This is a genomic window from Bradyrhizobium stylosanthis, from assembly GCF_001641335.1.
GTDB classification, from domain to species: Bacteria; Pseudomonadota; Alphaproteobacteria; order Rhizobiales; family Xanthobacteraceae; genus Bradyrhizobium; species Bradyrhizobium stylosanthis.
The window spans coordinates 1-19444 of the sequence record NZ_LVEM01000001.1; the positions used below are offsets into that span (position 1 = coordinate 1).

Annotated in this window: 17 protein-coding genes; 11 read left to right on the forward strand and 6 right to left on the reverse strand. The window is 65.0% G+C overall.

The genetic code is table 11. The features are described 5' to 3' along the window. The 5 genes from A7X65_RS00005 to flaF all read left to right on the forward strand — a co-directional run. Window positions 1-1499: DUF1522 domain-containing protein (locus A7X65_RS00005; RefSeq protein WP_063682341.1), on the forward strand; the 1499-nt coding region annotated here is incomplete at its 5' end. A gap of 360 nt (window positions 1500-1859) precedes the next feature. Next, window positions 1860-4154, forward strand: a complete 2295-nt coding sequence (locus A7X65_RS00010) for a DUF1522 domain-containing protein (RefSeq protein ID WP_063682342.1) — start codon at window positions 1860-1862, stop codon at window positions 4152-4154. Window positions 4155-4481: 327 nt separating this feature from the next. Next, a complete protein-coding gene (locus tag A7X65_RS00015; protein ID WP_063682343.1) occupies window positions 4482-6779 on the forward strand; it encodes a DUF1522 domain-containing protein in 2298 nt (765 codons plus the stop codon). A gap of 219 nt (window positions 6780-6998) precedes the next feature. Beyond that, window positions 6999-9290, forward strand: a complete 2292-nt coding sequence (locus tag A7X65_RS00020) for a DUF1522 domain-containing protein (protein ID WP_063682344.1) — start codon at window positions 6999-7001, stop codon at window positions 9288-9290. A 296-nt stretch (window positions 9291-9586) separates the two neighbouring features. Continuing rightward, window positions 9587-9955 (forward strand): flagellar biosynthesis regulator FlaF, encoded by a 369-nt coding sequence (flaF, locus tag A7X65_RS00025; protein WP_063682345.1) that lies wholly within the window; start codon window positions 9587-9589, stop codon window positions 9953-9955. A 135-nt stretch (window positions 9956-10090) separates the two neighbouring features. Here the strand turns inward: flaF and A7X65_RS00030 are convergent, their stop codons facing one another. The 4 genes from A7X65_RS00030 to A7X65_RS00045 form a co-directional block, all read right to left on the reverse strand. After that, window positions 10091-10453, reverse strand: coding sequence for a hypothetical protein (locus A7X65_RS00030; RefSeq protein ID WP_063682346.1), 363 nt, complete (start codon window positions 10451-10453; stop codon window positions 10091-10093). 159 nt (window positions 10454-10612) lie between these two features. After that, complete coding sequence (locus A7X65_RS00035) at window positions 10613-11110, reverse strand: hypothetical protein (RefSeq protein ID WP_063682347.1); 498 nt, start codon at window positions 11108-11110, stop codon at window positions 10613-10615. An 11-nt stretch (window positions 11111-11121) separates the two neighbouring features. Beyond that, window positions 11122-11496: a flagellar assembly peptidoglycan hydrolase FlgJ gene (gene flgJ, locus A7X65_RS00040; protein WP_063682348.1), complete on the reverse strand. Its 375-nt coding sequence runs from the start codon at window positions 11494-11496 to the stop codon at window positions 11122-11124. Then, a complete protein-coding gene (locus tag A7X65_RS00045; RefSeq protein WP_063682349.1) occupies window positions 11496-12620 on the reverse strand; it encodes a flagellar basal body P-ring protein FlgI in 1125 nt (374 codons plus the stop codon). The genes flgJ and A7X65_RS00045 overlap by 1 nt, the downstream gene beginning before the upstream one ends. Window positions 12621-12890: 270 nt before the next feature. On the opposite strand from A7X65_RS00045, the gene A7X65_RS00050 reads away from it, so the two are divergent. Then, on the forward strand, window positions 12891-13304 hold the full coding sequence (locus A7X65_RS00050) for a flagellar assembly protein FliX (RefSeq protein ID WP_063682350.1): 414 nt from the start codon (window positions 12891-12893) through the stop codon (window positions 13302-13304). 176 nt (window positions 13305-13480) lie between these two features. Here the strand turns inward: A7X65_RS00050 and A7X65_RS00055 are convergent, their stop codons facing one another. Further along, entirely contained in the window at window positions 13481-13852 is a 372-nt protein-coding gene (locus tag A7X65_RS00055; RefSeq protein WP_063682351.1) for a winged helix-turn-helix transcriptional regulator, read from the reverse strand. Window positions 13853-14008: 156 nt separating this feature from the next. Between A7X65_RS00055 and A7X65_RS00060 the strand changes: the two genes are divergently transcribed. Together A7X65_RS00060 and dksA are read left to right on the forward strand one after the other, a co-directional pair. Next, window positions 14009-14620, forward strand: a complete 612-nt coding sequence (locus tag A7X65_RS00060; protein WP_063682352.1) for an NAD(P)-dependent oxidoreductase — start codon at window positions 14009-14011, stop codon at window positions 14618-14620. 216 nt (window positions 14621-14836) lie between these two features. Further along, complete coding sequence (dksA, locus tag A7X65_RS00065) at window positions 14837-15202, forward strand: RNA polymerase-binding protein DksA (protein WP_008554760.1); 366 nt, start codon at window positions 14837-14839, stop codon at window positions 15200-15202. Between the two features lie 283 nt (window positions 15203-15485). Here dksA and A7X65_RS00070 read toward each other — a convergent pair whose 3' ends face one another. After that, window positions 15486-15884: a winged helix-turn-helix transcriptional regulator gene (locus A7X65_RS00070; RefSeq protein ID WP_208608592.1), complete on the reverse strand. Its 399-nt coding sequence runs from the start codon at window positions 15882-15884 to the stop codon at window positions 15486-15488. A gap of 93 nt (window positions 15885-15977) precedes the next feature. On the opposite strand from A7X65_RS00070, the gene A7X65_RS00075 reads away from it, so the two are divergent. From A7X65_RS00075 to A7X65_RS00085, 3 genes are all read left to right on the forward strand, one after another. After that, window positions 15978-17006: an SDR family oxidoreductase gene (locus tag A7X65_RS00075; protein ID WP_063682353.1), complete on the forward strand. Its 1029-nt coding sequence runs from the start codon at window positions 15978-15980 to the stop codon at window positions 17004-17006. Between the two features lie 84 nt (window positions 17007-17090). Then, the gene (locus A7X65_RS00080; protein WP_063682354.1) at window positions 17091-17870 is read left to right on the forward strand and encodes a 2-keto-4-pentenoate hydratase; all 780 of its coding nucleotides are present in this window, start codon (window positions 17091-17093) and stop codon (window positions 17868-17870) included. A gap of 332 nt (window positions 17871-18202) precedes the next feature. After that, window positions 18203-19369, forward strand: coding sequence for a PcfJ domain-containing protein (locus A7X65_RS00085; RefSeq protein ID WP_063682355.1), 1167 nt, complete (start codon window positions 18203-18205; stop codon window positions 19367-19369). Window positions 19370-19444 lie beyond the last annotated feature (75 nt).

The following is a 19444-nucleotide window of genomic DNA, read 5'->3' on the forward strand; positions in this document are numbered from 1 at the left end:
TCTTGACCGCGATCGATCTGGCCAGCGGCGTGGATACGGCGTCCATCACCGCAGGTGCTGCGACGATCACCAACAGCGTCAACCAGACGCCGTCGAGCATTGCCGGTACCGGCAAGGTGACCCTGCAAAGCTCGACCGGTGCGGATCTGAGCGTCACCGGCAAGGCGGACCTGCTCAATGCGCTCGGTCTGACCTCGGCCGTGGGTGGCGGCAATGCCACCATCAACGTCGCCCGGACCACGAGCGCGGGCTCGCTCGGTGCGACGATTGCGGACGGTTCGACGCTGAATGTCGACGGTCACGTGATCACCTTCAAGAACGCGCCGATCCCGGGTTCGACCGGTGCTCCGAGCGTTCCGAGCGGCTTCGGCGCTTCCGGCAACGTCCTCACCGACGGCGCCGGCAACTCGACCGTCTACCTGCAGGGCGGCACGGTCAACGACGTGCTGAAGGCGATCGACCTTGCCACCGGCGTGCAGACGGCAACGATCTCGAGCGGCACCGCGACGCTCAAGACCGCCACCGGCCAGACCAACTCGTCGATCAACGCCTCCGGCCAGCTCAAGCTCTCGACCGGCGTCAACGCCGATCTGTCGATCACGGGCACCGGCAACGCGCTGAACGTGCTCGGCCTCGCCGGCAACACCGGAACCGCGACCGCGTTCACCGCGGCTCGTACCTCCGGCGTCGGCGGCATCAGCGGCAAGACCTTGACCTTCTCCTCCTTCAACGGCGGCACGGCGGTCAATGTCACGTTCGGTGATGGCACCAACGGCACGGTCAAGACGCTCGATCAGCTCAACACGCAGCTCCAGGCCAACAACCTGACTGCGACGATCGACGCCAACGGCCTGCTGACCGTTTCGACCACCAACGACTACGCGTCCTCGACCATCGGCTCGAGCGCCGCAGGTGGTTCGATCGGCGGTACGCTGACCACGTCGCTCACGTTCTCGACGGCTTCCAGCCCCGTCCAGGACACGGTTGCCCAGACCTCGCGTGCCAACCTGGTCAATCAGTACAACAACATCCTGAACCAGATCGACACGACCTCGCAGGACTCCTCGTTCAACGGTGTCAACCTCCTGAACGGCGACCAGCTCAAGCTGGTGTTCGACGAGACCGGCAAGTCGAACCTGAGCATCACGGGCGTGACCTACAACTCGAAGGGTCTGGGCCTCGCCTCGCTGACCAGCGGTGTCGACTTCATCGACAACGCCGCCACCAACAAGGTGCTGTCGAACCTGAACGCCGCCTCGAGCACGCTGCGCTCGGAAGCGTCGAGCCTCGGTTCGAACCTCTCGGTGGTGCAGGTTCGTCAGGACTTCAACAAGAGCCTGATCAACGTGCTGCAGACCGGTTCGTCCAACCTGACCCTGGCCGACACCAACACCGAGGCTGCCAACAGCCAGGCGCTGTCGACCCGTCAGTCGATCGCGGTCTCCGCGCTGTCGCTGGCCAACCAGTCGCAGCAGAGCGTGCTGCAGCTGCTCCGCTAAGTCGCGGCTGACATCGCAAGCAAGATCCGGCGGCGGGGCTTCGGCCCCGCCGCTTTCTTTTTTGCGGCGGCATCGGATTGCCGCTCGGCGACGCGCGGACGATGGATCCGAATGCAGCCAATTGCTCACTCTGAGTTATGGTTGACAAGTCGCAAATGTCTCACCGCTGCACCAAAAAGCGTCATCCGATCATGGCGATATGGGCGAGGGCGATCCGGCCCTAAGCGCGCATATGGTGAATCCGCGCAAGGACTCGCGCGACACGCTTCATGCTTTGTTAGCCCCAAACGTTCACCGTCCCGGCCATCGATTAATCCTAATCGAAGTTTGTTGCGTTGCGTACCAGAAGGGTAACACTCAATGTCCGGTATTGTTCTCTCCTCATCGGTTCGTCAGAACCTGCTCTCTCTCCAGTCCACCGCCGATCTTCTCGCCACCACCCAGAGCCGCCTTTCGACCGGTAAGAGTGTCAACTCGGCCCTGGACAATCCGACCAACTTCTTCACCGCCCAGTCGCTCGACAACCGCGCCAGCGACATCAACAACCTGCTCGATGGCATCGCCAACGGCGTGCAGGTGCTGCAGGCTGCCAACACCGGCATCACCTCGCTGCAGAAGCTGATCGACTCCGCGAAGTCGATTGCCAACCAGGCGCTGCAGACCACCGTCGGYTACTCCACCAAGTCCAACGTCTCCACCACGATCTCCGGTGCGACGGCGGCGGACCTGCGCGGCACCACGAGCTTCGCCAGCGCAACCGCAAGCAGCAACGTGCTCTATAACGGCACGGCCGGCGGCACCACGGCGGCGAACGGCACCACGACGCTCGGCGCCACCATCGGTGCCTTCACGGGCACGGCGGCAACGACCGGCGCGGGCGGCACCACGCTCCTCGGCGGCACCATCACCCTGATCGCCACCAACGGCACGAGCGCCAGCGGCCTTGCCGGCGTCGCCCAGCCCTCCGACGGCGACACGCTGACCGTGAACGGCAAGACCATCACGTTCCGCGCCGGCCTCGCTCCGGCRTCGACCGCGGTTCCGACCGGTTCGGGCCTGAGCGCCAACGGCCACCTCGTCACCGACGGTAGCGGCAACACCACCGTCTATCTGGGCAGCACCGGCACGGCSTCGACGCTTGCGACCGCCGACGATCTCTTGACCGCGATCGATCTGGCCAGCGGCGTGGATACGGCGTCCATCACCGCAGGTGCTGCGACGATCACCAACAGCGTCAACCAGACGCCGTCGAGCATTGCCGGTACCGGCAAGGTGACCCTGCAAAGCTCGACCGGTGCGGATCTGAGCGTCACCGGCAAGGCGGACCTGCTCAATGCGCTCGGTCTGACCTCGGCCGTGGGTGGCGGCAACGCCACCATCAACGTCGCCCGGACCACGAGCGCGGGCTCGCTCGGTGCGACGATTGCGGACGGTTCGACGCTGAATGTCGACGGTCACGTGATCACCTTCAAGAACGCGCCGATCCCGGGTTCGACCGGTGCTCCGAGCGTTCCGAGCGGCTTCGGCGCTTCCGGCAACGTCCTCACCGACGGCGCCGGCAACTCGACCGTCTACCTGCAAGGCGGCACGGTCAACGACGTGCTGAAGGCGATCGACCTTGCCACCGGCGTGCAGACGGCAACGATCTCGAGCGGCACCGCGACGCTCAAGACCGCCACCGGCCAGACCAACTCGTCGATCAACGCCTCCGGCCAGCTCAAGCTCTCGACCGGCGTCAACGCCGATCTGTCGATCACGGGCACCGGCAACGCGCTGAACGTGCTCGGCCTCGCCGGCAACACCGGAACCGCGACCGCGTTCACCGCGGCTCGTACCTCCGGCGTTGGCGGCATCAGCGGCAAGACCTTGACCTTCTCCTCCTTCAACGGCGGTACGGCGGTCAACGTCACCTTCGGCGACGGCACCAACGGCACGGTCAAGACGCTCGATCAGCTCAACACGCAGCTCCAGGCCAACAACCTGACTGCGACGATCGACGCCAACGGCCTGCTGACCGTTTCGACCACCAACGACTACGCGTCCTCGACCATCGGCTCGAGCACCGCAGGTGGTTCGATCGGCGGTACGCTGACCACGTCGCTCACGTTCTCGACGGCTTCCAGCCCCGTCCAGGACTCGGTTGCGCAGACGTCACGTGCCAATCTGGTCAACCAGTACAACAACATCCTCCAGCAGATCGACTCGACTGCGCAGGACTCCTCGTTCAACGGTGTCAACCTCCTGAACGGCGACCAGCTCAAGCTGGTGTTCGACGAGACCGGCAAGTCGAACCTGAGCATCACGGGTGTGACCTACAACTCCAAGGGTCTGGGCCTCGCTGCGCTGACCGGTGGTGTCGACTTCATCGACAACGCCGCCACCAACAAGGTGCTGACCAACCTGAACTCGGCCTCGAGCACGCTGCGCTCGGAAGCTTCGAGCCTCGGCTCGAACCTGACGATCGTGCAGGTTCGTCAGGACTTCAACAAGAACCTGATCAACGTGCTGCAGACCGGTTCGTCCAACCTGACCCTGGCCGACACCAACGTCGAAGCGGCGAACAGCCAGGCGCTGTCGACCCGTCAGTCGATCGCGGTCTCCGCGCTGTCGCTGGCCAACCAGTCGCAGCAGAGCGTGCTGCAGCTGCTCCGCTAAGTCGCGGACGACATCGCAAGCAAGATCCGGCGGCGGGGCTTCGGCCCCGCCGCTTTCTTTTTGTCGCCAATTGGAATCGGAGGAGGGCGGGGAGCGCTCGAAAAAGTAACCAGCGGTTATGGTTAATGGAGAGTAAGCGCGCAGAATCGCCAACGATTTCAGGCTGATTACGCGGCCGACCAGCGCGTCACAATGGTTTATGGTGAACCGGCGCTTATGACTGCGATGTTCGCTTCACGCTTTGTTAGCCATGTCAGCGCACCCTCAGGGCGTCACTCGATCCAGAAGCGATCGAACGAAGACGCGTAAGCCAGAAGGGTAAGAGTCATGTCCGGTATTGTTCTCTCTGCGTCGGTTCGTCAGAACCTCCTCTCTCTCCAGTCCACCGCCGATCTTCTCGCCACCACACAGAACCGTCTGTCGACCGGCAAGAGCGTCAATTCGGCCCTGGACAACCCCACCAACTTCTTCACCGCCCAGTCGCTCGACAACCGCGCCAGCGACATCAACAACCTGCTCGATGGCATCGCCAACGGCGTGCAGGTGCTGCAGGCTGCCAACACCGGCCTGACCTCGCTGCAGAAGCTGATCGACTCCGCGAAGTCGATTGCCAACCAGGCGCTGCAGACCACGGTCGGTTACTCCACCAAGTCCAACGTCTCCACCACCATCGCGGGTGCGACGGCGGCCGATCTGCGCGGCACGACCTCTTTTGCCAGCGCAACCGCAAGCAGCAACGTGCTCTATAACGGCACGGCCGGCGGCACCACGGCGGCGAACGGCACCACGACGCTCGGCGCCACCATCGGTGCCTTCACGGGCACGGCGGCAACGACCGGCGCGGGCGGCACCACGCTCCTGGGCGGCACCATCACCCTGATCGCCACCAACGGCACGAGCGCCAGCGGCCTTGCCGGCGTCGCCCAGCCCGCCGACGGCGACACGCTGACCGTGAACGGCAAGACCATCACGTTCCGCGCCGGCCTCGCGCCGGCCACGACCGCGCTTCCGGCCGGTTCGGGCCTGAGCGCCAACGGCCACCTCGTCACCGACGGTAGCGGCAACACCACCGTCTATCTGGGCAGCACCGGCACGGCGTCGACGCTTGCGACCGCCGACGATCTCTTGACCGCGATCGATCTGGCCAGCGGCGTGGATACGGCGTCCATCACCGCAGGTGCTGCGACGATCACCAACAGCGTCAACCAGACGCCGTCGAGCATTGCCGGTACCGGCAAGGTGACCCTGCAAAGCTCGACCGGTGCGGATCTGAGCGTCACCGGCAAGGCGGACCTGCTCAATGCACTCGGCCTGACGACGTCTTCCGGTGCGGGCAATGCCACCATCAATGTCGCCCGGACCACGAGCGCGGCCTCGCTGGGGGCGACGATCACGGACGGTTCGACGCTGAATGTCGACGGCCACGTCATCACCTTCAAGAACGCGCCGACCCCGGGCTCGACCGGTGCGCCGGCCGTTCCGAGCGGATATGGTTCGAGCGGCGCAGTCGTCACCGACGGTAACGGCAACTCGACGGTCTACCTGCAGTCCGGCACGGTCAACGACGTGCTGAAGGCGATCGACCTTGCCACCGGCGTGCAGACCGCGACGATCAACGCCAATGGTACCGCGACGCTGGCGACCGCGACCGGCCAGTCGAACTCGACCATCAATACGTCGGGTCAGCTCAAGATCTCGACTGGCATCAATGCCGATCTGTCGATCACGGGCACCGGCAACGCACTCAACGTGTTCGGTCTCGCCGGTAACACCGGGACCGCGACCGCGTTTGCCGCATCACGGACCTCCGGCGTCGGCGGCATCGCCGGCAAGACCTTGACCTTCTCCTCCTTCAACGGCGGCACGGCGGTCAACGTCACCTTCGGCGACGGCACCAACGGCACGGTCAAGACGCTCGATCAGCTCAACACCAAGCTCCAGGCCAACAACCTGGCTGCGACGATCGACGCCAACGGCCTGCTGACCATCACCGCGTCCAACGACTACGCATCCTCGACGCTCGGCTCGATTGCGGCGGGCGGCGTGATCGGCGGCACGCTCACTTCGGCGCTGACCTTCTCGACGGCTTCCAACCCCGTCCAGGATGGCGTTGCCCAGACGGCGCGTGCCAACCTGGTGTCGCAGTACAACAACATCCTGAACCAGATCGACACGACCTCGCAGGACTCCTCGTTCAACGGCGTCAACCTGCTCAACGGCGACCAGCTCAAGCTGGTGTTCGACGAGACCGGCAAGTCGAGCCTGAACATCACCGGCGTGACCTACAACTCCAAGGGTCTGGGCCTCGCCTCGCTGACCGTCGGCGTCGACTTCATCGACAACGCCGCCGCCAACCGGGTGCTGACCAACCTGAACGCCGCCTCGAGCACGCTGCGCTCGGAGGCCTCGAGTCTCGGCTCGAACCTCTCGGTGGTGCAGATCCGTCAGGACTTCAACAAGAACCTGATCAACGTGCTGCAGACCGGTTCGTCCAACCTGACCCTGGCCGACACCAACGTCGAAGCCGCCAACAGCCAGGCGCTGTCGACCCGTCAGTCGATCGCGGTCTCCGCGCTGTCGCTGGCCAACACCTCGCAGCAGAGCGTGCTCCAGCTGCTCCGCTAATAAGCGACTGAAATTACTAACGAAAATCGGGCGGCGAGGCGATTTGCCCCGCCGCTCTTTTTTGCGTCCGGAGGCGGGCAGGGGCGTTCACCGGCCATTAACCGTATCCCTTAAACCGCCGTTAACCATACTTTAAAGGACACCTCCTAAAACTGGACGAAAGCCCGCTCTCCAGACCGCGCGGCCGATTCGTATCCGGTTCAAGAGGAAGTCTCGCCAATGTCCAACATCGTTCTCTCGGCGTCAGTTCGCCAGAACCTGTTGTCGCTGCAGTCGACGGCCGACTTGCTGGCCACGACGCAGGAACGGCTGTCGACCGGCAAGAAGGTCAACACGGCGCTCGACAATCCCACCAACTTCTTCACGGCGCAGGGACTGGACAACCGGGCGAGCGACATCAGCAACCTCCTGGACGGCATCAACAACGGTGTGCAGGTGCTGCAGGCAGCCAATACCGGCATCACCTCGCTGCAGAAGCTGATCGACAGCGCGAAATCGATCGCCAACCAGGCGCTGCAGACCACGGTCGGCTATTCCACCAAGTCGAACGTCTCCACCACGATTCCCGGCGCGACGCCCGCCGATTTGCGCGGCACGACCTCCTATGCCAGCGCGACCGCCAAGAGCAACGTGCTTTATACCGGCGCCCCCGGTGGCGTGACCCCGGTGACGGGCACCGCCGCGCTCGGCGCTTCGCTGGGTTCGAGCGCCGGCACCTTCGCCGGAACCGGAGCGGTCGCCGCCGACGGCACCACCGCACTGTCCGGCACCGCCACGCTGCTCGGCACCACGGCATCCTCCACCTTCGGCGCGGCGCCCGCGGATGGCGACACCATCACGGTGAACGGCAAGACCATCACCTTCCGCACCGGCATTGCTCCGGGCACCCAGCCGACCGGCTGGGGCCTCGATGCCAGCGGCCACATCGCCACCGACGGCAACGGCAATTCGATCGTCTATGAGGGCACGCCGACCGCGCCCGGCGCGACCGTCAACGACGTTCTGACCGCGATCGACCTCGCCAGCGGTGTCAAGACCGCGACGATCAGCGCGAGCGCGGCGACCATCGCCATCAGCGGCTCGGCCGGTCCTGTCGGCACGCTTCAGGTGGCATCTTCCGCCACGGCGGGTGCGGTGACGCTGAAGAGCTCGACCGGTGCCGATCTGAGCGTGACGGGCAAGGCCGACTTCCTCAAGGCGCTCGGCCTGACCTCGGCGACCGGCGCCGGCAACGCCACCGTCACCGCCAACCGGTCGACCACCGCAGGCTCGCTCGGCTCGCTGGTGCAGGACGGCTCGACGCTCAACATCGACGGCCACACCATCACGTTCAAGAACGCCCAGACGCCGCAATCGGCGGCGAGCGTGGCCAACGGCTTCGGCGTAAGCGGCAACGTCGTCACCGACGGCAACGGCAACTCGACGGTCTACATCCAGAGCGCGACGCTGACCGACCTCCTGAACTCGATCGACCTTGCCACCGGCGTCAAGACCGCCAGCATCTTCAACGGCGCGGCGACCATCACGACCACGCCGGGCCAGATCCCGTCGTCGGTGAACTCGAGCGGCCAGCTCTCGCTCTCGACCGGCGTCAACGCCGACCTTTCGATCACCGGCACCGGCAACGCGCTCAACGCCTTCGGCCTCAGCGGCAACACGGGCACGGCGACCGCCTTCACCGCGGCGCGCACCTCGGGCGTCGGCGGCATCAGCGGCAAGACGCTGACCTTCACCTCCTTCAACGGCGGCACGCCCGTCAACGTCACCTTCGGCGACGGCACCAACGGTACCGTCAAGACGCTCGACCAGCTCAACGCGCAGCTTCAGGCCAACCACCTGACCGCGACGATCGACGCCAACGGCGTGCTGACGGTGACCACCGTCAACGAATACGCCTCCTCGACGCTCGGTTCGACCACCGCCGGCGGCACGGTCGGCGGCACCATCACCGGTGTGCTGGCCTTCACCACGGCGCAGCCGCCGGTCCAGGATCCCGTCGCGCAGACGGCGCGCTCCAACCTGGTCAACCAGTTCAACAACATCCTCCAGCAGATCGACACGACGTCGCAGGACTCCTCCTTCAACGGCGTCAACCTGCTCAACGGCGATACGCTCAAGCTGGTCTTCAACGAAACCGGCAGCTCGACGCTCAGCATCAACGGCGTGGTGTTCAACGCGGCCGGCCTCGGCCTCAGCAACCTCGTCAACGGCGTCGACTTCATCGACAACGGCGCCACCAACAAGGTGCTGTCCAGCCTGAACGCCGCTTCGAGCACGCTGCGCTCGGAAGGCTCCTCGCTCGGTTCGAACCTCTCGATCGTGCAGGTGCGTCAGGACTTCTCCAAGAACCTGATCAACGTGCTGCAGACCGGCTCGTCCAACCTGACGCTCGCCGACACCAACGAGGAAGCGGCCAACAGCCAGGCGCTGTCGACCCGCCAGTCGATCGCGGTGTCCGCACTGTCGCTGGCGAACCAGTCGCAGCAGAGCGTGCTGCAGCTGCTCCGCTAACTTCGCAGCGCAACGTCTTTGATGCAGATAGCGCGGCGGGGCTAAAGCTCCGCCGTTCTTTTGAGGGAGATCGCTAAGACAAGATTAGCTGAGATCGACGCGCATCACGCGAAGCGAGTTTACATCGTGCGTGCGTGCATCTAGCGTTTGTGCAAACGAAGAAACCCCGCGACCCGTAATAATCCGGGGGGCTTCCAAGCACACACGTAAGCAAATCTTAAGCGGTGCTGCCTAGGGTTGGGAAAGAAATCCTTAAGCGCGTTCAACGGGCTAGGTAAACTTCCAGGGTGTGATTGATGTCGAATTCCGCTGCCTCGGCTTATGCGCGTGTTGCAACAACCACCGCATCTCCTCGCGACATCGAGGCGCAGACCCTGCTCAAGGCCGCCAACAAGCTCCAGGACGCGATCAACAGTGCTGATCCGTTCAGCGAGCAGACCACGCAGGCTTTGATGTTCAACCGCAAGCTCTGGACGATCTTCCTGAGCGAAGCCATGCGCGACAGCAATCCGCAGCCGATCGACGTCCGGCAGAAGATCGCCAACATCAGCGTCTTCGTCCTGAGCCAGACCGCGGCGCTGCAGATGAGCCCGCAGTTCGATCACTTCCGTCCGCTGATCGAGATCAACCGCAACATCGCCGCGGGTCTGTCCGGCCGTCCGTGATGCGGCCCGTCATGGCCCGCATCATCGGCGTCCCGTCGACGGCAAACTAATCCAGCATCGGGAATTTCGCGCGCAGCATCGCTGTGAGAGAGCGCCGGCGCGTCCGGCGCCGTCGTCACGCATCATGGCCGATCGTCAGGCGCTGAGGTCCGTATTGAGCGGACGCGAGGGCTTCGACTTCATGTCTTCCGCATGGAAATAGGCCCGCCGGCGCAGCATCGCTTCGTCGGGGAACTGGTTCACCACCGCATCGGTCTTGTCATTGACGACCTGGAAGACGAAGGATGCGGCTGCCTGGTCGAACACGACCTGCCGCGAGATGTTTTCGTTCTTGTTCGGCAAGTCATTGCGGACAGGCGCGCTGGCATCGCTCGCGGCGACCGTCTGGCTCACGGGCAAATCGGTTTGCACGGCATCGTTCGCCGCCGAATTCGACGTCGTTACGATCTGTACGGGGGCCGGTATCCCCACCGGCCTGATGCTGAAATCTGTACTCATGGCAGCCTCCTGGTTGCCTCACGTGAGTCAAATCCCAACCCCTCTCAATACGCAACCATGGAACACCAGGCCTGAAGACCCGGTAAGTAAACGTGCCTAACCGCACGGCGACAACGCCGCGCGGTTTTTTCTAAAATTGTAGCTGGTTTTCGCGTGTGCTCAGAGCGAGCGGCTGACCGCGAGCGGCGTGATGTGGCGCGGGCCCGGAGCGGCGCGACGTCCCGCGGCGGTATAGGTGTTCGGCACGTTGCGCTTCTGGATCTCGGCGTTGACGCCGCGCACCACGCTCTCGGAGACCGCGTGCGCGGTCGCAAGCACGGTGAGATTGACCTGGAGCATCGCGCGGAACGCATCATGATGGCGATGCAGCGTCGAGAGCAGCTCCGGCGCGGACTTCGCGAGCTGGGCCTGGTTCGCCTTGAGCTGGCTGACCGCGCCGACATAGTTGCGCGACAGCTCCTGCTTCTTGCTCTCCAGCGTCATCGCCTCGCGGACCTTGCCGGCGCGCACGAGCTCGGTCTCGCGTTCGATCAGGGCGAGCAGGGCGTTCATCGCATCCATCAGATCTTCGGCGAGCTTGCGTGCTTCGGCGCTGCCGGGCGCGGTGCCCGGGCGCTGCGCTTGCATCGGCTGACGTGAGGCGTTGAACTGGTTCATCTCGTTGGACCTTATGCCGTACGAAGAGTGGTTTTCGCCTGCTGGATGATCAGGGTACGGTAGACGTCGCGCGCAACGCCGACGCCGCCGGCATTGGCGAAGTTCTTGGAATATTGCTCGGTCAGCATCGAGCGCCACACGCCGGTACCGGGCGTGCTGCCGAACGGGCCATCGCCCTTCAGGCCCGACGTCATCTGCGAGAACATGCTGTTGAGGAACATCGCCTCGAAGTCGGTGGCGGTCTTCTGCGCCTTGGCCTGCTGCTGCGGCGCGACCTTCTGCAGGGCGGCGGCGAGCTCGAAGTCGGGCCGGCCGTTGCGGCTCTCGACGGAGAAGGCCGGGGAGTAGGTCGTGAGGTGCGGGGTGTTGATCGTGCTCGTCTGCATCACATCACCTCGATGTCGGCTTCGATCGCGCCGGCGGCCTTGATCGCCTGCAGGATGCTGATCATGTCGCGGGGGCCGATGCCGAGGCCGTTGAGGCCGTCGACGAGCTGCTGCAGCGAGACGCCGTCCTTGACCAGCGCCAGCTTCCTGCCGTCCTCGGTGACGCTGACGCTGCTGCGCGGCGCCACCACGGTGCGGCCGCGGGACAGCGGGTTGGGCTGGCTCACCTGCGGGCTCTCGGAGATCGTGACGGTGAGGTTGCCCTGCGCGACCGCAACGGTGGCGACGCGGACGTCGCGGCCCATCACGATGATGCCGCTGCGTTCGTCGATGATGATCTTGGCGGCGAGATCAGGGTCGACCTGGAGCTGCTCGATCTCGGTGAGGAAGGCAACGACGTTGCCCTTGAACTCCGGCGGGACCGACAACTGCACCGTCGAGGGATCGATCGGCTCGGCCGTCTTGACGCCGAGATAGTCGTTGACCGCCGCCGCGATGCGCTTGGCGGTGGTGAAGTCGGCGTTGCGCAGCGCCAGGCGGACGTTCGGCAGCCGATTGAGCGCGAACTCGATCTCGCGCTCGATGATGGCGCCGTTGGCGATGCGGCCCACGGTCGGCACGCCGCGCACGATCTTGGCGGCCTCGCCCTCGGCCTGGAAGCCCGAGATCGCGAGCGAGCCCTGCGCCACCGCGTAGACATTGCCGTCGGCGCCGAGGAGGGGGGTGACGAGCAGGGTGCCGCCCTGCAGATTCTTGGCATCGCCGAGTGCGGAGACGGTGACGTCCATCCGCGTGCCCTGGGTGGCGAAGGCCGGCAGATTGCCTGTTACCATCACGGCCGCGACGTTGCCGGTACGGATGGTCGCGCCGCGGATGTTGACGCCCATGCGCTCGAGCATCGCCTGCAGCGACTGTTTGGTGAAGGGGATGTTGTTGAGCGTGTCGCCGGTGCCGTTGAGGCCGACGACGAGGCCGTAGCCGATGAGCTGGTTCTGCCGCACGCCTTCGATATTGGCGAGGTCCTTGATGCGCGAGGTCGCAGCCGCCGACGTCACGGACAGCGCCAGCGCAGACAGCGCGGCGCAGGCCACCCCAACAATCCTCACCCAACGAACGCCTGGCATCCTCTGCTCCCCGAGGCTCCTTAAATCTCGGACCAAACCCCACACTCCCATGTCGAGCTGGTCCGGCGCTTTCCTTGCGAGGGCTGTGCCAACGCGGGGCAGGGGGCTTACGCGGTTGAATAGGTTGAATAAATCTGTTTTGACCGGCGTTAGCGGGCGTTGTCCGTGAGGAGCGAAACTGCCGCCTGTCGGCAGATTTTGCCGGGCTGTTTACGGCTCGTTAACCATAAAACGGCGAATGTGGCGCATCGATCACCCGGATTCTTTCCGATGCGCATCTACGGACCGAACGGCACCACGCTTGGGACGCCCGCCAGCCAGGCCCGGCGGACCGGCTCCGGCACCTTCGTGCTGCCCGACACCTCCTCGGCGCAGGAGACGCGAAGCGCCGCCGCACCGAAGGCCGCCGCCAACATCGACGCGCTGCTTGCATTGCAGGGTGTCGAGGAGGATCCGGTCGAGCGCCGCAAGCGCTCGGTCGCCCGCGGCAAGACCGCGCTCGACGTGCTCGACGAACTCAAGATGGGCCTGTTGTCCGGCAATCTCGACACATCGACCGTGTTGCGGCTGCGCGATGCCGCGGCGAATTTGAAATCGTCCTCGGGCGATCCCGGACTCGACTCCGTGCTCTCGGAGATCGAGTTGCGCGTCGAGGTCGAGCTGGCGAAGGCCGGGCAGGCTTAGTCAGGCATTGCGCGTCGTCATCGCCCGCGAAGGCGGGCGATCCAGTATTCCAGAGGCAGTCGTTATTGAATCGAGAGGCCGCGGCGTACTGGATGCCCCGGTCAAGCCGGGGCATGACAGCGGAGCTTGGGTCGAGACTGCGCGTCGCTTCACACGCACGTCGCTTCATCCCGCACTTACGCCGCCTCCTCCTTCAGTTGCGCGTCGTAGCGGCGCTGGGCGGCGAGCACGTCTTTCAGGTTTTCCTCGGCCCAATCGCGCAGCGGGTCGACCGCTGCCGCGAGCGTCACGCCGAGCTGCGTGATCGAATATTCCACCGTCACGGGAACGGTTGCGATGGCACGGCGGCGGATCAGGCCGTCGCGTTCGAGTGACTTGAGAACCTGGCTCAGCATCTTCTGCGAAATGCCTTCAATCGTGCGGCGCAACTGATTGAAGCGCATCGGCTCTTCACGCAGCAGCAACAGGATCAGCACCGCCCATTTGTCGCCGACGCGGTCGAGGATTTGGCGCGTGGGGCAATTCGCTGCATAGACGTCGGGCTTCATGTCGGGGTCCTCGATCCATTCCGGTCGCCTGCGCGCCGGTTTCGCTCTGCCGGTTACTCCAGCGTAATCAGGTAAGCACAAAGTGCTCTCTTAACACCAGCATTCTTTGCGATATCTAGTAACCGTTAGGTACTACTCAAGCAAAGGAACCTTCCAATGAAAATCGCAGTTGCCGGCGCCTCGGGCCGGGCCGGGTCGGAGATCACCAAGGAGCTGTCTCGCCGGGGTCACGCGGTCACCGCCATTGCCCGGAACCCGGAGAAGATCGCGGGCCTGCCGAACGTCACGCCGACCAAGGGTGACGTGCTCGACCAGGCGGGCTTGACCAAGCTGTGGGCCGGCCACGACGTCGCCGTGAGTTCCGTGCACTTCCTGGCCAGCGACCCGCAGAAGTTGATCGGCGCCGCCAAGGCGTCCGGGGTGGGCCGTTACCTCGTGGTCGGCGGCGCCGGCAGCCTCGAAGTCGCCCCGGGCGTGAAACTGGTCACGACTCCCAATTTCCCGGCCCAGTACAAGGCCGAGGCGGAGGCGGGCTCCGCCTTCCTGGATCTGCTGCGGCAGGAAAAGGACCTGAACTGGGCCTTCATCTCGCCCTCGGCGCTTTTCATCGAGGGGGAACGCACCGGCAAGTTCCGGCTCGGGACCGATCAGCTTCTCGCAGATGCGAACGGCAAGAGCTGGATCAGCTTCGCTGACTACGCCATCGCGCTCGCCGACGAGATCGAGCGGCCGGCCCATCAAAAGCAGCGTTTCACCGTCGGATACTAGGCCTCCGGCCGCGCCCCGGGTCCTCCAGGATAAACCTTCCTGTGCAAGGGCTTGGGGCGGGCCGCCGGGCGATGAGGACAATATTGTCTGTCACAGGAGGCCGCTATATAACGCCCCGCTCAACGGACCCCGTTCCGTTTGCGAGTCGTTGCTTAGACAGATAGGCCGCCCTTGGAAAAGTTGAAAAACTACCGACCGACCGAAAAAGAGCCTTTCATGAACGACCGGCAGAAGGAGTACTTCCGTTTGAAGCTCCTCGCCTGGAAGGATGAGATCCTCAAAGAGTCCAAGCTCACCCTGCAGGCCCTGCAGGAGGAGAACGTGAACCACCCCGATCTTGCCGATCGGGCATCGTCCGAAACCGACCGCGCCATCGAACTCCGCGCCCGCGACCGCCAGCGCAAGTTGATCGCCAAGATCGACGCCGCGCTCCAGCGCATCGAGGACAACACCTACGGGTATTGCGAGGACACCGGCGAGCCGATCTCGTTGAAGCGGCTCGAAGCCCGGCCCATCGCGACGCTCTCGGTGGAAGCGCAGGAGCGCCACGAGAAACGCGAGAAGGTCTATCGCGACGAATAGAGCCCGAGCCGCAGCGATGCGGCTCTTTGTTTTTGAAAGCAAAGGCGCCGTTCCGCGCCGTGATTAGCATTTTGCCTGTCGCTGGCCGCCGCGCGCCTCGATGCGCGGGCGCAATCGCGAAAAGTGAATCGCGATCAATGGGCTAGACTCGACTCCTCCGAGCTCACGTGAGTTCGGATGAGAAACAGCCTTCACTTCAGGTGCGGAAGATTTTGCGAGTCGCATCAACGAGATCGGCTCGGATGCTGAGGGGCCGATCCAGCGGCATCAAGCAGCGCTGCAATCAGGCTTCTTGCGACGCCGCGAGGCGCGCGTCCCCATAAAGCCTCGACCAGCTCAATATTTCCTTAAACGCCGGCAACAGGCCGTAGGCCGCGTCCGTCAGCTCGTACTCGACCCTTAGGGGTTTCTCTGCAAAGGCGGTTCGGGACACCAGCCCGTCCTGCTCGAGCTCGCGCAGTTGCGTGGTCAGCATGTGCTGGGTGATGCCGCCGATCGCGCGCCGCAACGCACCGAAGCGGACCGCCCCGTTCATCAGCGCGAACAGGATCTCCAGTTTCCACTTGCCGCCGAGCGCATGGATCGCGCGCTTGAAGTCGGCGAGCAGGGCGGGGTCGGGGCTGCAATCGCAGTTGCGGTCGCAAGGGCTGGTCAGGTTTTCCATACCGGTCTCGAAATCCATTCTACTTGTCCCCGGGGAGATAGTGACCAGATGCGGCCTTGAGCAGGGTGGCGGAACTCATTCGTGGACCTGCGCAACGAGGGAAATTTTGCAATGAGCACTGTGCTGGTCACCGGCGGGTCGGGCTTCGTCGGCATCCATGTCATCCTGCAGCTTCTGGCCGCCGGCCACACGGTGCGGACGACGGTGCGCCGGCCGGACCGGCGCGACGAGGTACTGGCTATGTTGCGCGAGGGCGGGGCGGCTGCGCCGGAGGGCCTGACCTTCTTCACGGCCGACCTGACCCGGGATGACGGCTGGCAGGAGGCGGTGACGGGCTGCGACTACGTTCTCCATGTCGCCTCGCCCCTGTCGACCAGTGTTCCCGAGGACGAGAACGAGATGATCATTCCAGCCCGGGACGGAACGCTGCGGGTGCTGCGCGCCGCGCGCGAGGCCGGCGTCAAGCGGGTGGTCATCACCTCGTCGCTGGGCGCGATCGGCTACGGCCACCCGCCGCGCGAAAAGCCGTTCGACGAGACCGACTGGACCAATCTCACAGGCAGCGACGTGCAGCCCTACATCAAGTCCAAGACGCTGGCCGAGCGGGCGGCCTGGGATTTCGTCGCGCGCGAGGGCGGCGGGCTCGAATTGTCGGTGGTCAATCCCGCCGGCATTTTCGGCCCCGTGCTGGGGCCGGACTTCTCCGGATCGATCGAGATCGTCAAATCGCTGCTGGACGGCGCCATGCCGGCGGTGCCGCGGGTCTATTTCGGCGTGGTCGAAGTCCGCGATGTCGCCGACCTGCATCTGCGGGCGATGACGGCGCCCGAGGCGAAGGGCGAGCGCTTCATCGCGGTGTCCGGCGAGACGATGTCGATCCTCGACATCGGCAAGGTGCTGCGGCGGGAACTGGGGCCGGCCGCGCGCCGGGTTCCGCGGCTCCAGGCCCCGGACTGGTTGGTGCGGCTGGCGGCGAACCGGATTCCGCTGCTGCGCGCCGTCGTGCCGATGCTCGGACGGGTCAGGCACTCCACCAGCGCCAAGGCGCGGTCGCTGCTCGGCTGGCAGCCCCGCTCCAACGATGAAGCGATCCTCGCCACCGCCGAGAGCCTGATCCGGCTTGGTCTCGTCAAGCGGTAAGGCTGCCCGCCGCTCGCGCTTGTCAGGCCGGACCGGGGATGCTGAACTGCCCTCCTCGATTGCGTAGCGTGGGAGGCGGCGCCGATGGACAAGATTCTCGAAGCCGCAAAGGCGATCGCGCTGGCGCGACGCAACCATGCGCCGCTGGCCGCCCTCGAGGATCCGCCGGTCGACGAGGCCGAGGGCTACCAGGTCCAGCGTGCGCTGCACGACCTGATGCTGCCGCATGTCGGGCCGCTGGTCGGCTACAAGATCGGCTGCACCAGCCAGGTGATGCAGGACTATATCGGCATCCCGCATCCCTGCGCCGGCGGCGTGTTCCAGAAGGGCGTGCACGACAGCGGTGCGAAGCTCGCAGCCTCCAAATATGTCCGCGTCGGCGTCGAATGCGAGATCGCGGTGCGGCTCAAGCGCGACCTTGCCGCCGGCGAGGCACCGTTCACCGCCGAATGGGTCGGCGAGGCCGTCGAGTCCTATCATCCCGCGATCGAGATCGTCGACGACCGCTACGTGAAGTGGGAGACGATGGGTGCGCCGACCCTGATCGCCGACGATTTCTTCGCCGCCGGCTGCGTGCTGGGGCCGTCCGTGCCGCGCTCGTCGGTGCCGGACCTGAAGGCGGTCAAGGGCCGCGCCATCGTCAACGGCGAGGAGGTCAGCCACGGCACCGGCGCCGACGTGCTCGGCCATCCCCACAACGCACTCGCCTGGCTCGCCAACCATCTCGCCGCGGACGGCAAGGGGCTGCGTGCCGGCCAGCTCGTTCTCACCGGGAGCCTGGTGAAGACGCTGTGGCTGAAAGCCGGCGACAAGGTGCGGATGGAGCTGGACGGGCTCGGCGTGGTGGAGGCGGAGTTCAAGTGAGGGCTCTCCGCCGTCATTGCGAGCGCAGCGGAGCAATCCAGAATCTTTCCGCGGCGGCAGTCTGGATTGCTTCGCTGCGCTCGCAATGACGGAGTGTGCGGTGTCGGCGTTGCGATAATGTCGCAGGCCTCTCTCCATTTGTGCCGTTTCTGAATCCCCGAGATAGAGACATCTTGCGCCCGCCGGCGATCGGGTCTATGAGCCCCGTCCTATTCAACCTGTGCGTTCAACGATGAGGAGACCAGCCGTGAGTCCTTTGTGGCGATCGACACGTTCCGTGCCGACGCTCTCAGTGCGTCCGGCTGACAGTCATCCAATCATGTTGAACGACAATGGCACAGTCATTGATTCAGCGCCGCCGGGAGGCCGAGCGCGCGCGGGTTGAAGCGTACGAGATATCGCTGCGACACGTGTCGCAGCGGACGCGTCCTCCGCCGGATTTCGAGACCGCGATCTACGAGGCCAGGCGTGGCTTCGAGGCCGACATCGTGCGCGATGCCGAGGCCTGGAAGCCGCGAATGAAGACTCGCGATGCCGCGCGTCTTCGCCTTGCCGCGGCTCGCCATCTCTTCGCGCGCTATCCTGTCGCAGAACATCTGGAGCAGGTCTGGATCGAAGGCGCGGGACTTGGCGCCGACGAAATCCGTTTGCGCAAGCGCTGGTACATCGCTGCGGCCGGCGGTGGTCCGCTCTACGCCGTCGGTGCGGCCGAGTGGCTGTCGCGCAAGGAGGTCCATGCGTTCCTCAATCCGCTGGGGAACGTCAGCTTCGAGGCTGCGATCTGGCAGGCGATTGCGCGATCCTATGCGACCGATCCGGCCGTTGCGATGCGGATCGCGCGTACCAGGATCACGCAGACGCCGCGGGCCCAGCATCGCTTCTGGCGCGAAGTGGCGCGCTTCTTCTGCGCGCATCCCACCACGGTCGAGGACATGGACGACTTCCACGATTACCTAGCCGATTGCCACCGGCGTGATCCGCAGTACAGCCTCAAGGGGCGTTCGCTGATCTCGCTCGGCCGGCAGATGCGCGAATGGCATCGCGATCTCGATGCGATCGCTCGTATCGAGGCCGCGCGCCGTCGGGCCGAGGCTGCGCGAAACCGTGCGCGTGGGTTGGCAGGAGGCCCCGAGCAGATCGAGGACCGTTGGCTCGGTGCAGCGATCGCGGACTGGTCCTGGACGAAGTTGTCCAAGGACCGGGCCAAGCGTGAGGAGTATGTCGTGCTCCAGTTGCGGACCGCGGCCGATCTCGTCGCCGAGACACGCGGCATGCGTCACTGCGTTGCCACTTACGCGACGAAGTGCATCGCCGGGCATGCGTCGATCTGGTCGCTCCGTCGGCGTTCCGCCGGCAGTGTCCAGCGGCTGCTGACCATCGAGCTGGATCCCCGTTCGCGGGCGGTTCAGGTTCGCGGGTTTGCAAACCGTCCGCCGCTCGCGGAGGAGGGCAAGATCCTCGAGCGGTGGGCGCAGGCCCGCGGGATCATGCTGCTGTGAGAGTTGCCTGCGCCGCCACGGCGGCGCAGGCAAAAGACATGCGGCCCTCGCCAGGGGAGCTAGCGAGGGCCGCGT

Bases quoted from the DNA above. Each gene is read 5' to 3' on its own strand.
- A7X65_RS00015 (WP_063682343.1), top strand. From the start codon at position 4,482: ATGTCCGGTATTGTTCTCTCTGCGTCGGTTCGTCAGAACCTCCTCTCT.
- A7X65_RS00020 (WP_063682344.1), top strand. From the start codon at position 6,999: ATGTCCAACATCGTTCTCTCGGCGTCAGTTCGCCAGAACCTGTTGTCG.
- flaF (WP_063682345.1), top strand. From the start codon at position 9,587: ATGTCGAATTCCGCTGCCTCGGCTTATGCGCGTGTTGCAACAACCACC.
- A7X65_RS00030 (WP_063682346.1), bottom strand. From the start codon at position 10,453: ATGAGTACAGATTTCAGCATCAGGCCGGTGGGGATACCGGCCCCCGTA.
- A7X65_RS00035 (WP_063682347.1), bottom strand. From the start codon at position 11,110: ATGAACCAGTTCAACGCCTCACGTCAGCCGATGCAAGCGCAGCGCCCG.
- flgJ (WP_063682348.1), bottom strand. From the start codon at position 11,496: ATGCAGACGAGCACGATCAACACCCCGCACCTCACGACCTACTCCCCG.
- A7X65_RS00045 (WP_063682349.1), bottom strand. From the start codon at position 12,620: ATGCCAGGCGTTCGTTGGGTGAGGATTGTTGGGGTGGCCTGCGCCGCG.
- A7X65_RS00050 (WP_063682350.1), top strand. From the start codon at position 12,891: ATGCGCATCTACGGACCGAACGGCACCACGCTTGGGACGCCCGCCAGC.
- A7X65_RS00055 (WP_063682351.1), bottom strand. From the start codon at position 13,852: ATGAAGCCCGACGTCTATGCAGCGAATTGCCCCACGCGCCAAATCCTC.
- A7X65_RS00060 (WP_063682352.1), top strand. From the start codon at position 14,009: ATGAAAATCGCAGTTGCCGGCGCCTCGGGCCGGGCCGGGTCGGAGATC.
- dksA (WP_008554760.1), top strand. From the start codon at position 14,837: ATGAACGACCGGCAGAAGGAGTACTTCCGTTTGAAGCTCCTCGCCTGG.
- A7X65_RS00070 (WP_208608592.1), bottom strand. From the start codon at position 15,884: ATGGATTTCGAGACCGGTATGGAAAACCTGACCAGCCCTTGCGACCGC.
- A7X65_RS00075 (WP_063682353.1), top strand. From the start codon at position 15,978: ATGAGCACTGTGCTGGTCACCGGCGGGTCGGGCTTCGTCGGCATCCAT.
- A7X65_RS00080 (WP_063682354.1), top strand. From the start codon at position 17,091: ATGGACAAGATTCTCGAAGCCGCAAAGGCGATCGCGCTGGCGCGACGC.
- A7X65_RS00085 (WP_063682355.1), top strand. From the start codon at position 18,203: ATGGCACAGTCATTGATTCAGCGCCGCCGGGAGGCCGAGCGCGCGCGG.